15 protein-coding genes are annotated in these 11,716 nt (G+C 64.3%); 4 read left to right on the forward strand and 11 right to left on the reverse strand.

Annotation, left to right across the window (positions count from 1 at the left end):
* Nucleotides 1-189 precede the first annotated feature (189 nt).
* Complete coding sequence (locus tag EOD43_RS12270) at nt 190-750, forward strand: OmpA family protein (protein WP_164857218.1); 561 nt, start codon at nt 190-192, stop codon at nt 748-750.
* A 99-nt stretch (nt 751-849) separates the two neighbouring features.
* On the opposite strand, the gene EOD43_RS12275 is transcribed toward EOD43_RS12270, so the two are convergent.
* From EOD43_RS12275 to EOD43_RS12285, 3 genes are all read right to left on the reverse strand, one after another.
* On the reverse strand, nt 850-2,445 hold the full coding sequence (locus EOD43_RS12275) for an isocitrate lyase (RefSeq protein ID WP_127744144.1): 1,596 nt from the start codon (nt 2,443-2,445) through the stop codon (nt 850-852).
* Between the two features lie 265 nt (nt 2,446-2,710).
* Nucleotides 2,711-3,904, reverse strand: a complete 1,194-nt coding sequence (locus tag EOD43_RS12280) for an exo-beta-N-acetylmuramidase NamZ family protein (protein WP_127744729.1) — start codon at nt 3,902-3,904, stop codon at nt 2,711-2,713.
* Between the two features lie 11 nt (nt 3,905-3,915).
* Nucleotides 3,916-4,455: a DOMON-like domain-containing protein gene (locus EOD43_RS12285; protein ID WP_164857219.1), complete on the reverse strand. Its 540-nt coding sequence runs from the start codon at nt 4,453-4,455 to the stop codon at nt 3,916-3,918.
* 41 nt (nt 4,456-4,496) lie between these two features.
* Between EOD43_RS12285 and tyrS the strand changes: the two genes are divergently transcribed.
* The 3 genes from tyrS (at nt 4,497) to EOD43_RS12300 (ending at nt 7,485) form a co-directional block, all read left to right on the forward strand.
* The gene (gene tyrS, locus EOD43_RS12290; protein ID WP_127744146.1) at nt 4,497-5,723 is read left to right on the forward strand and encodes a tyrosine--tRNA ligase; all 1,227 of its coding nucleotides are present in this window, start codon (nt 4,497-4,499) and stop codon (nt 5,721-5,723) included.
* A complete protein-coding gene (locus EOD43_RS12295; RefSeq protein WP_240653167.1) occupies nt 5,720-6,997 on the forward strand; it encodes a hypothetical protein in 1,278 nt (425 codons plus the stop codon). Before tyrS ends, EOD43_RS12295 begins: the two co-directional genes overlap by 4 nt.
* Nucleotides 6,998-7,125: 128 nt before the next feature.
* Nucleotides 7,126-7,485, forward strand: a complete 360-nt coding sequence (locus EOD43_RS12300; protein WP_127744147.1) for a PilZ domain-containing protein — start codon at nt 7,126-7,128, stop codon at nt 7,483-7,485.
* A gap of 131 nt (nt 7,486-7,616) precedes the next feature.
* Here EOD43_RS12300 and EOD43_RS12305 read toward each other — a convergent pair whose 3' ends face one another.
* The 8 genes from EOD43_RS12305 to EOD43_RS12345 all read right to left on the reverse strand — a co-directional run bounded on the left by EOD43_RS12305 (nt 7,617) and on the right by EOD43_RS12345 (nt 11,678).
* Complete coding sequence (locus EOD43_RS12305) at nt 7,617-8,117, reverse strand: GNAT family N-acetyltransferase (RefSeq protein WP_127744148.1); 501 nt, start codon at nt 8,115-8,117, stop codon at nt 7,617-7,619.
* Between the two features lie 188 nt (nt 8,118-8,305).
* Nucleotides 8,306-8,866, reverse strand: a complete 561-nt coding sequence (locus EOD43_RS12310) for a F0F1 ATP synthase subunit B family protein (RefSeq protein WP_127744149.1) — start codon at nt 8,864-8,866, stop codon at nt 8,306-8,308.
* A gap of 14 nt (nt 8,867-8,880) precedes the next feature.
* Entirely contained in the window at nt 8,881-9,372 is a 492-nt protein-coding gene (locus EOD43_RS12315) for a F0F1 ATP synthase subunit B family protein (protein WP_127744150.1), read from the reverse strand.
* A gap of 67 nt (nt 9,373-9,439) precedes the next feature.
* Nucleotides 9,440-9,667 carry a F0F1 ATP synthase subunit C gene (locus tag EOD43_RS12320; protein ID WP_127744151.1) on the reverse strand — a complete coding sequence of 76 codons (228 nt, stop codon included), beginning with the start codon at nt 9,665-9,667 and terminating at the stop codon, nt 9,440-9,442.
* Between the two features lie 42 nt (nt 9,668-9,709).
* Nucleotides 9,710-10,495 (reverse strand): F0F1 ATP synthase subunit A, encoded by a 786-nt coding sequence (locus EOD43_RS12325; RefSeq protein ID WP_127744152.1) that lies wholly within the window; start codon nt 10,493-10,495, stop codon nt 9,710-9,712.
* A gap of 39 nt (nt 10,496-10,534) precedes the next feature.
* Nucleotides 10,535-10,855, reverse strand: a complete 321-nt coding sequence (locus EOD43_RS12330; protein WP_127744153.1) for an AtpZ/AtpI family protein — start codon at nt 10,853-10,855, stop codon at nt 10,535-10,537.
* A 272-nt stretch (nt 10,856-11,127) separates the two neighbouring features.
* Complete coding sequence (locus EOD43_RS12340) at nt 11,128-11,499, reverse strand: YdbL family probable chaperone protein (protein WP_127744155.1); 372 nt, start codon at nt 11,497-11,499, stop codon at nt 11,128-11,130.
* On the reverse strand, nt 11,496-11,678 hold the full coding sequence (locus EOD43_RS12345; protein ID WP_127744156.1) for a YnbE family lipoprotein: 183 nt from the start codon (nt 11,676-11,678) through the stop codon (nt 11,496-11,498). Before EOD43_RS12345 ends, EOD43_RS12340 begins: the two co-directional genes overlap by 4 nt.
* Nucleotides 11,679-11,716 lie beyond the last annotated feature (38 nt).

Consider the following 11,716-nt stretch of genomic DNA (forward strand, 5'->3'; position numbering starts at 1 on the left):
GCCCCCCCACTCGTCATTGCGAGCGTAGCGAAGCAATCCAGGCCCGCACTGGAGAAGGTCGCGAACCCCTCCTCTACGGGCCTGGATTGCTTCGTCGCCTTCGGCTTCTCGCAATGACGACTTTGGGTCATATTGTCGCGGACAGGCGGCGATCGGGGGCGATCGGCGGGCCTGCGGATGGGGGTTCCGATGGCGCGATTTGCCGTATTCGCACTGCCTTTATTGCTGGTCGTGGCGCTGGTGATGCTGATCAATTCGTGGAGCGATACGCCCGCGGTGGAAACGACACCGCCCGCCGATCTTTCCGCCGTGGTGGCGCTGCCCAACGGATCGGTGCTGACCGCGCCTAAGGGGAGCGTAGGCCGCGACATGGTCGACTGGCTGGCGTCCGATGACGATACCGAGCGCCGCTTCGAACTGGGCGGGCGCGAATTTGACGGGCGGTCGATCGAACCGACGATGGAATCGAAGGTGCGGATCGAACGCGGCGTCGCGATCCTCAAGGCCAATCCCAAAGTCTCGCTAGAGGTGATCGGCTATACCGCCGCCACCGCCGATGCTGCGGCCGACCTGAAGCTGGGGCAGGCGCGCGCCGACTGGGTGGTCAACGCGCTCCACGACGGCGGCATCGCATCGAGCCGCATGACCGCCCACAGCCGCGGCGGCGCGGACCCGATCGGTGACAATGCAACGGCCGAGGGCCGCGCGAAGAATGAACGCGTCGCGATGATCCTCCGCCACCAGCACTGATTAATTGGCACTGACAAAAATTGGCCCGGAGGATTGCTCCCCCGGGCCATGAGGCTCCCGGAAATTCGCGGGCTAAGCCCGCGAAACTCATGTGCGGCTTTACGCCGCAAACTGGTTCATCGTGTTGTGGACGCCGCCGGCCTTAAGCGCGGCTTCACCGGCGAAATATTCCTTGTGGTCGTCGCCGATGTCGGAGCCCGACATGTTCTGATGCTTCACGCAGGCGATCCCTTCGCGGATTTCCTTGCGCTGCACGCCCTTGACGTAGCCGAGCATGCCCGCGTCGCCGAAATATTCCTTGGCGAGGTTGTCGGTGCTCAGCGCCGCCGTGTGATAGGTCGGCAGGGTGATCAGGTGATGGAAGATGCCGGCGCGCGCCGCCGCATCCTTCTGGAAGGTGCGGATCTTCTCATCGGCCTCGGCGGCCAGATCGGTCGCGTCATAGTCGACCGACATCAGCTTGGCGCGATCATAAGCCGACACGTCCTTGCCAGCCTGCGCCCAGGCATCGAACACCTGCTGGCGGAAGTTCAGCGTCCAGTTGAACGACGGCGAGTTGTTGTAGACCAGCTTGGCGTTCGGGATCACTTCGCGGATGCGATCGACCATCGACGCGATCTGCTCGATATGCGGCTTTTCGGTCTCGATCCACAGCAGGTCCGCGCCGTTCTGGAGCGAGGTGATGCAGTCGAGCACGCAGCGATCCGCCCCGGTGCCTTCGCGGAACTGGAACAGGTTCGACGGCAGGCGCTTCGGGCGCAGCAGCTTGCCGTTGCGGTTGATGATCACGTCGCCGTTGCGCGCGGTCGCGGGATCGATCTCTTCGCAATCGAGGAAGCTGTTATACTGGTCGCCAATGTCGCCCGGCGCATTGCTGACGGCGATCTGCTTGGTGAGGCCGGCGCCCAGCGAGTCGGTGCGCGTGACGATGATGCCGTCCTCGACACCCATTTCGAGGAAGGCGTAACGGCAGGCGCGGACCTTCGCGAGGAAGTCCTCATGCGGCACGGTGACCTTGCCGTCCTGGTGGCCGCACTGCTTTTCGTCGGACACCTGATTTTCGATCTGGAGCGCGCAGGCGCCCGCCTCGATCATCTTCTTGGCGAGAAGATAGGTCGCCTCGGCATTGCCGAAGCCCGCGTCGATATCCGCGATGATCGGCACGACGTGCGTCTCGTAATTGTCGATCGCGTGAATCAGGCGCTGCGCCTCGACCTCGTTGCCGGTCTCACGTGCCTTGTCGAGTTCGCGGAACATGCCGCCGAGTTCGCGGGCGTCGGCCTGCTTGAGGAAGGTGTAAAGCTCCTCGATCAGCGCGGGAACGCTGGTCTTCTCATGCATCGACTGATCGGGCAGCGGGCCGAAGTCCGAACGGAGTGCTGCGACCATCCAGCCCGACAGATAGAGGTAACGGCGCTTGGTGGTGCCGAAATGCTTCTTGATGCTGATCAGCTTCTGCTGACCGATGAAGCCGTGCCAGCAACCGAGCGACTGGGTGTAGTCGGCCGGGTTCAGATCATAGGCCGCCATATCCTCGCGCATGATCTTCGCGGTGTAGCGGGCGATGTCGAGGCCGGTCTTGAACCGGTTCTGCAGCTGCATCCGCGCGACCGATTCGGCGCTGATCCCATCCCAGGTGCCGTTGAAGCCGCTGATGAGCTGGGCGTGGTGCGCGATCTTGTCTTGATAGGTCATCGGATCCTCGTGGACGCTTAAGAACTGCGAGGGCCGATAACGGGAGAGCGCCCGCCGATGCATGTGCGCTGCGGCGAAAAAGGCGTAGCGATGAAAATTTGGGCGGGGTTAGGGGTGTAGAGTTGTAAAGTCCTTACACCCCTTCTTCGTCATTGCGAGGAGCCGTAGGCGACGCGGCAATCCAGGCCCGTACTAGAGTTAGTCGCGAGCCTCTCTCATGCGGGCCTGGATTGCTTCGCTACGCTCGCAATGACGAGAATTTTGGTCAGTAGAGCAGGTGCCCGCGCCGTTCCTCGATCCACGCCTGTTCGTCGGGAATGGTCAGCGCGTCGAGATCGCCCGGCTCCGCACCCGCATCGTCGACCCATTCGCGCAGCGCGGGGCCGCCGTTGATCACGTCGATCGCGAGCTTGTCGAACACATATTCGTACGGGAAATCGCGCCACAGATCATAACCGGGGTGGAGCGACCGGATCGCCTTGAACGCCAGCGTCTGGAGCCGCCACGGGCGGAAGGCCGCGTGATCATAAGCCGCGCCCTCGGCATGGATGAACACGCCCGCGCACAATTGCCCGACATGCTTGTGAAAAGTCGGCTGAAACCAGACATCGCGCAGCGTGCAGCCTTCCAGCCAGTGCGGCGCGATCCGGCGCATTTCGGCGATGATCGCGCGGGCATCGAGATCGGGCGCGCCGAACATTTCCAGCGGGCGCGTGGTGCCGCGCGCTTCGGACAGGTTGGTCCCCTCCAGCATCACCGTGCCCGCATAGGCCCGCGCCATATTGACGTTGGCGGCATTGGGACTGGGATTGATCCAGGGGCGATCGACCGGCCAACCGAAGCCCGCGGCCTCGGGCGCCCAGCCCTCCATTGCGATCACGCGATAATCGACGTCCAGCTTGAAGTGGCGGATGAACCAATGCCCCATCTCGCCCAGCGTCATGCCGTGGCGCATCGGCATCGGCCCCGCCCCGACGAAACTCTCCCAACCCGGACGCAGGGTCAGCCCCTCGACCGGGCGGCCCGCGGGATTGGGGCGATCGAGCACCCACACGCTCTTGCCGTGCATCGCGGCGGCTTCGAGGACGTAGAGGAGCGTCGTGACGAAGGTGTAGATGCGGCAGCCGACATCCTGCAGATCGACCAGCATCACATCGAACGTGTTCATCGACTGGCCGGTCGGGCGGCGCACCTCGCCATAGAGGCTGAACACCGGCATGCCGTAGGTCGGGTCGGTGAAGTCGGGCGACTCCATCATATTGTCCTGCAGGTCGCCGCGCACGCCATGCTGCGGCCCGAACACCGCCGAGACGTTGAGCCCGCTCGCCACCAGCGCGTCGAGGCTGTGCGTCAGATCCGCCGTCACCGAAGCGGGATGCGCGAGCAGGGCGACACGCTTGCCTTCGAGGGGTTTGCGGAGCGTGGGGTCGGCGAGGAGCCGGTCGATACCGAAGTTCATGGGGCCAGAAATCATGGGAGGCTGGGTGCCGGGAGTTCGATCGCGAAGCAAGCGGCATCGTGGAAGTCGGGCTTGCCCGGCGGATGCGCGAGCGCCCAATAGGATTTGCGCCCCTCCACATCCTCGATCACCGCCGACAGGCCGATCCGCCGCCAGTCGCCGCTGAGCGCCGCGCAATCGACGAACACCGCCTGGACGAAGCGGCTGCCTTCATTGTCCACGAAGATGTCGGGCGCGGGCTGGCGCAGCATCATCGCCATCCCCTCGCGATAGCGATCGAACCGATAGGCGGCCCAGCAGCGCGACGGCGCGAAGTTGAACTCGGCATAGCCCTCGCCCAGCCCCACGAACGCTTCGAAACAGCTATGCTGCCACAGGCCGTCGGCGCGTGCCGGCTCGCCAGGCGGCGGCAGGCGCAACTGGGCGATCCGGCCGATGATCACATATTCGATCTTCAGCACGTCGCGGCCCATCAGGGTCGCCTTGGCGCCGACGGTGATGTCGGGCGCCTCGCACGCCGGATGCGCGATCAACGCCCGTTTCGCCAGCACCCTACTCAATCGTCGAACCCCATGCTAATCGCCCGCGCGCTATGACCGAACATAAATCCGATCTGCTGCGCCTTCTGGACGCGCGAGGCTATATCCATCAGGTGACCGACGCCAGCGCGCTCGATGCGCTCGCGGCCAAGGGGATCGTCCCCGGCTATATCGGCTTCGATCCGACCGCGCCCTCGCTGCACGTCGGTAGCCTCGTGCAGATCATGCTGCTGCGGCGGCTGCAGCAGGCGGGGCACAAGCCGATCGTCCTGATGGGCGGCGGCACAGGCAAGATCGGCGATCCCAGCTTCAAGGACGAGGCGCGCAAGCTGCTGACCACCGATCTGATCGCGAGCAATGTCGCGTCGATCAAGCGCATCTTCGAACGCTTCCTGACCTTCGGCGACGGCCCCACCGACGCGGTGATGGTCGACAATGCCGACTGGCTCGACAAGCTGGAGTACATCCCCTTCCTGCGCGAAGTGGGGCAGCATTTCTCGATCAACCGGATGCTGAGCTTCGATTCGGTGAAGCTGCGGCTCGATCGCGAGCAATCGCTGAGCTTCCTCGAGTTCAACTACATGATCCTGCAGGCGTACGACTTCATGGAGCTGTCGCGCCGTTCGGGCGTGCGGCTGCAGATGGGCGGCTCCGATCAGTGGGGCAATATCGTCAACGGCATCGAACTCGCCCGCCGCATGGATGGGACCGAGGTGTACGGCATCACCACGCCGCTCATCACCACCGCCGATGGCGGCAAGATGGGCAAGACGATGTCGGGCGCGATCTGGCTGAACGAAGATGCCCTGCCCGCTTATGATTACTGGCAGTTCTGGCGGAACACGCACGACAAGGATGTCGGCCGCTTCCTGCGCCTGTTCACCGACCTTCCGCTCGACGAGATCGTGCGGCTCGAGGCCCTGGGCGGGCAGGAGATCAACCAGGCCAAGATCGTCCTCGCCAACGAAGCGACCGCGATGTGCCGTGGCGCCGAAGCGGCGGCTGCGGCGGCCGAGACCGCGCGTCGCACCTTCGAGGAAGGTTCGGCGGGCGGCGACCTGCCGGCCTTCGCGGTGCCAGGCGGATCGATCGGCATCCTCGACGCGCTCGTCAACCTCGGCCTCGTCGCATCGAAGGGCGAGGCCAAGCGCCTGATCAAGGGCGGCGGCGCGCGCATCGACGGCGAGAAGGTGTCGGACGAGAATGCGGTCGTGACCGTCAGCGGCGACGGCGTGAAGCTGTCGGCGGGCAAGAAGGCGCATGGGGTGCTGACGCTGTGAAGGCGGTTCGGCTGCTCGCATTGATCGGGGTCGCCGCGCTGAGCATTTCCGCCAAGCGCGCGCCCTCCCCGCTCGACGGGCTGGCGGCCGATTATGTCCACCTGAGCCTGGAAGCGGGCGAACGCGAGCCCGGCTATGTCGACGCTTATTATGGCCCGAAGATCTGGGCCGAGGAGGCGAAGGCCAAGCCCGGTACGCCCGCCGAACTGCTCGCCCGCGCGCAGGCGATCGAGGCGAAGCTGGCGGCGGTGAAGCCGACCGGCCTCACCCCCGACGATCGCCGTCGCCTGACCTTCCTGAAGGGGCAGGTCCACGCCGCGACCACGCGGCTCGCGATGCTCACCGGCACCAAGTTCAGCTTCGCCGACGAGGCTAAGGGGCTGTTTTCGGTGCGCCCGAAACTCAAGCCGCTGTCGGCTTATGATCCGGTCATCGCCGAGATCGAGAAGCTGGTGCCCGGCGAAGGGCCTCTGTGGAAGCGGGTCGACGCCTTCCAGAATCGCTACGTCGTGCCCGCCGATCGGCTGGAGCCCGTCATGCGCGCCGCGATCGCCGAATGTCGTGCGCGCACCGCCGCGCATATCGCGTTGCCCGATCAGGAGCGGTTCGACCTCGAACTCGTCACCGGCAAACCGTGGAGCGGCTACAACTGGTATAAGGGCGACGCGCACAGCCTGATCCAGATCAACACCGATCTGCCCGTCCGCATCGATCGCGCGATCGATCTGGGGTGCCATGAGGGCTATCCGGGGCATCACGCGCTCAACATGCTGCTGGAGCGCAAGCTGGCACTGGCCAAGGGCTGGACCGAGTTTACCGTCTATCCGCTCTATTCGCCGCAAAGCTTCATCGCCGAAGGATCGGCCAATGCGGGGATCGATCTCGCCTTCCCCGGCGCGCAGAAGGCCGCGTTCGAAGCAGCGAAGCTCTATCCGCTCGCCGGCCTCGATCCGGCCAGCGCCGCGCCTTATGATCGGCTGCTGGGCCTGCTCCACAAGCTGACGGGCGCGCGGCTGACGATCGCGGAAATGTATCTGGACGGAAAGATCGACCGCGCGAAGGCGATCGACCTGATTCAGAATTACCAGTTGCTCAGCCCCGAACGGGCCAAACAGAGCCTCAGCTTCACCGATTCTTACCGTAGCTACGTCATTAACTACGGCCTGGGGCAGGATATGGTCGCCGCCAGCCTGAATCGCGCCGGAAAGGCGCGGTGGAAGCGGATGGAGGCCATTATATCGGAGCCGACGACGCCGGCGGATCTCCGCCACTGACACCGGTTTACGACCTTTGGCCAACGGCCGGCCGCAAAAGATGATGTTAGGTAGGTTTTAAGCGTAACGATTTACCATTTGGTAAGTCGGCGAAAGGATTCTGTCCTTAACACAAGGACATGACCCGAATGACCCAGCCCTTGCCGAAGCCGATGCAGACGCCAGCCGCCGACCCCGCCGAACTGCGTCGCGCGCCCCGTGACGAGGTGGCTCTCCCGACCCGCATGATCGACGCGCAGAATCGCGCGGCGGACGTGCTGCTGGTCAACGTTTCCCCGCTGGGCTTCATGGTCCGCGAATATGGATCGACCGAAAAGGGTTCGATCGTGAAGCTGCAGCTTCCGCGCCTGGGCGATGTGCCCGCGAAGGTGGTCTGGTCGCTGGGCGGCCGGATCGGCGCCGAGTTCCTGACGCCGATCGATCAATATGCCTACACCGCCATGCTGAACGCCGCGAAAGCGCGCCGCCAGCGTTGGCCGATGGGCTGACAAATCAATCCTCCCCCGCCAGGGGGAGGTGTCAGCGCAGCTGACGGAGGGGGAGGACGCGGCTAACTCAAGTTGGTCGTCGTCCTCCCCCTCCGTCGCTTTCAGCGCCACCTCCCCCTGGCGGGGGAGGATCAGATCAGCGCCTTCTCCAGCACCACGAAGCTGAGGTCGTCCCGCGGCGGATCGCCATAGGGAAAGGGCAAGGTTTCGCCCGTCAGCGCATAGCCGCGCCGCTGATACCAGGCGATCAGCGTGTCGCGGATGTGGACCACCGTCATCCGCATTGTCCTACCGCCCAGCGCGCGTGCCGCATCCTCGGCGCCCTCCAGTAACCGGCGGCCGATGCCGCCCGCCTGCAGATCGGGCCGCACGGTCAGCAGGCCGAGATACCAGGCCCCCTCACCCGCCGGCTCGATCCACACGGTGCCGAGCAATGTGCCGCCGTCGCGCAGCAGCATGAGCCGCGCCTCGGGCTTGGCGGCGATATCGGCGCGCAGTTCGTCCACGGTCGTCCGATCGCCGCCGATATAGTCCTCACGCGTCCAGCCCGCATGATCGCCGCCGCGATAGGCGAGGTTCGCCAGCGCCACGACTTCGGCAAGGTCGGTATCGGTCGCGATCGTCAGGCTCATTCGGTCATCCCCCAAAACTCGTCATTGCGAGCATAGCGAAGCAATCCAGGCCCGCACCAGAGAAGCTCGCGACCATCTCTTATGCGGGCTTGGATTGCTTCGTCGCCTTCGGCTCCTCGCAATGACGAGCAGATACGAAAAGGCCCGAGGATCACTCCCCGGGCCTTCTTCTACTCTATCGAGACCGATCAGGCGCGGCCGGAAAGGCCCAGCGATCCGATCGCCTTGTCGACAAGCGCCTTGTCCGAACCCGCATCGTGGCGTTCGGCGATCAGCTTGGCGGCGGCAGCCGCGGCGGCATCGGCCGCGCGGGTGCGGACCTCGGCGATCGCTGCGCGCTCGGCGGCGGCGATCTTGTCCTCGGCCATCTTGCCGCGACGCTCGATCAGCGTGGCCGCATCGACGCGGGCCTGCGCGACGATCGCCTCGGCTTCGGCCTTGGCATGGGCGAGCATGTCGGCGGTTTCGCCTTCGACCGCCTTCTGCTTGGCCTCATATTCGGCCTTCAGCTTTTCGGCGTCGGCGCGAAGCTGCGTCGCTTCGTCGAGCTGGGCGCGGATCGCGGCGATCTTGGAATCGAGCGCCTTGCCGATCACGGCGGGCACCTTCTTCCACAGCATGATCAGGATGACGATCAGCATCGCGATCGACACCCACGCCGTGGCGTTCAGGCCCAGCGCGGTGGGATCGACGTGATGTTCCTCGGCGCCGGGCGCCTCGGTGGTTGCGGTATGCGCGGTGTGAGCCATCGTCTAGATCTCCCTCACGCCGCCATCACGGCGCCGACAGCCTTCTTGGCGTCCGACGCATCGATGGTGAGACCGGCAACCTTGGCGACGAGATCCTGCGCCGCTTCCGCGGCAACGGTCTCGACCGAACCGAGTGCTTCGGTCTTGGCCGCGTTCAGTGAAGCCTGGGCTGCGATCGCCTTTTCGGCGAGCACGGCGTCAGCCGCCTTCACGCTCTTTTCGGTTTCCTGCGTGGCGAGCTTCTTCGCCTCGTTGGTGGCGGCGAGCACGGTGGCCTTCGCCTCCTCCATCTTCGCCCGATGCGCCGCTTCGAGTTCGTCGGCGCGGGCATGGGCTGCCTGGGCGGCGGCGAGGTCGTCGGCGATCTTGCGCTCGCGCGCATCGACGGTCGCCTCGATCTTCGGCATCATTCCCCGCCCGATCACGAAATAGATCAGGCCGAAAGTGATCAGCAGCCAGAAGATCTGCGAAGCATAGGTCGCTGCGATTTGTGCGATCTGAGGCATCGAAGAATCCCTAGTCAGGGCAATATCGACGGGGCCGGACGCAAATGCCCGGCCCCGATTCAGTCTGTTAGGCGACGAACAGCAGGATCATCGCGACGACGAACGCCAGCAGGCCGAGAAGTTCGGCAGCGGCGAAGCCGATGAAGAGACGGCCCTGCTGGCTGTCAGCGGCCGAAGGATTGCGGAGCGCCGACGACAGGAACTGCGCGAACACGTTGCCCACGCCGAGCGCGGCGAGGCCGAGACCGACGGCAGCGAGACCAGCGCCGATATACTTGGCTGCAACAGGATCCATGATAAACTCCCTAGTTAAACCGTTGAATGGGTGGGCTAAAAATCAGTGCAGGTTGACCGCGTCGTTCAGATAGAGCGACGTGAGCAGCGCGAACACATAGGCCTGGATCGCGCACACCAGCAGTTCCAGCACGCTGATGCCGACCATCAGGATCAGGCTGGGCAGGCTGACGATCGCGGCGATGCCGGCGCCGGCGTTCATCCCGTTGATCACGAAGCCCGCCAGCACCTTCATCAGGATGTGGCCCGCGGTCATCGCGACGAACAGTCGCAGACCCAGCGAGAAGGGACGGATCATGAAGGAGAACAGCTCGATCACGAAGATCAGCGGCACCATGTAGCCAGGCGTGCCGTGCGGAATGAACAGCGAGAAGAAATGGAAGCCATGCCGCGCGAAGCCGACGATCAGCACGATCGCGAAGCTGAGCACTGCCAGAACGCCGGTGACGGTCAGGTGGCTGGTGATCGTGAATGGATGCACCCCGCCGAAGCCGACCGGCAGCATGCCCATCAGGTTCGCGATCAGGATGAACATGAACAGCGAGAAGACGTAGGGCGTGAACTTCTTGCCTTCCGGCCCGATGTTCGCCTTCATCAGATCGCCGATGAAGCTCACCGCGCCTTCGACCATCACCTGCCAGCGGCCGGGGATCAGTTCGCGCTTCATCCCGCCCAGCATGAACAGCCAGAAGGCGACCAGCGTCAGCACCATCCACAGCGCGGAATTGGTGAAGGCGATATTATGGCCGGCGATCTCCCACCCCTGACCGAACATCGGTTCGATCTGGAACTGGTGCATCGGATCGATCCTGCCGGATTCGGCTGCCACGCTCGCTCTACCCCTGTCTATGCCAAAAGCGTCCGGAAGCTATTCCGGGCGCTCGTTGGAAATCCGAATGATGTTCCTGAAGGCGATCACGATCCCAAGGACCATCATCCCCAATAGGAGCCACGGGGCCGTGCCAAGCCAGCGGTCGAACAGCCAGCCCAACAATGCACCACCAGCCGGACCCGCGATCAGTTCGGAAAGCACGCGATTGCCTTGGGAATAACCCTTTTCGGGCTTCCTATGCTGCGGCGCCGTCCTGACCGTTTCAGCGTCACGCGCCGCCTGCAACCGCTCATCGAGCGATGCCAGGCGATCGTCCCCTCCGCTGGCTGGGTCCTGCCCGGGATCGTTCTGCGTCATGGCCTTAACCCTTGTACGGTTTCGCCCATGCCGACGAGCAACCCCGCCAAGGCGAGGCCCCTTTAGGAAGGGGGTGGGGGTGAGTCAATCATTGTCACAATGGGTTTCAGCATCGCCGACCCAAAGTACACCGCAACGGACGCCCCCATCGTCCGCAAAGACGAAGGCGCGGACGGGCTTATTGCGCGGGCGAACGCCCCCTGCGCAACATCGGACACGCCCATCGAAATCCCGTTCCGATGGGCGTGCGAAGAGGGGTTAAAACAAAAACCTTACCCGCAATAATCGGGTGCAACATTTTCGCCGCCGCGGGTGCGCCATGCGCCGTCCTGCAGCTTATAGGCCTGGCCCGGCTTCACGGCGCGCAGCGTGGAGCAAGCGGTGGTCTGGGCGAACTGATCGACCGTGACGTTCCGCTGCGCGGCGATGCTGGTATAGCCCGCGCGCCGCTTGATGTTGATCGCGTCCACCGCGGCCTTCAGATCGGGCGACGGCGCCTTCACGAAGCCCAGATAGCCATCCCACTGTTCGCCGATCGCGCCCGACGAGAGCGCGGCTTCGACCACCGGTTCGGCGGCGAGCACAGGCGATAGCGCGATTCCCGCCACCATCAGCCCCACGACAATCTTCGATACCGTCTTCATTGCGGAAACAGCTCCGGATTATTGGCGATGAAGTCGTCTGCGTCCTTCTGGAGTTTGACGACCACCTCCTGCTTCACATTGACGTTGAGGTTGATCTCGATCGGCTTTTCGGGCGCCGTCACGTTGATGCAACCGCCGAGCGGCGCGAGCATCGCCATCGAAAGGATCGTCCTCTTCATGGCATCAGGCTCGCATCGCATCGTTTCATCGTCAATCT

Source organism: Sphingomonas crocodyli (genome assembly GCF_004005865.1).
Lineage (GTDB): Bacteria > Pseudomonadota > Alphaproteobacteria > Sphingomonadales > Sphingomonadaceae > Rhizorhabdus > Rhizorhabdus crocodyli.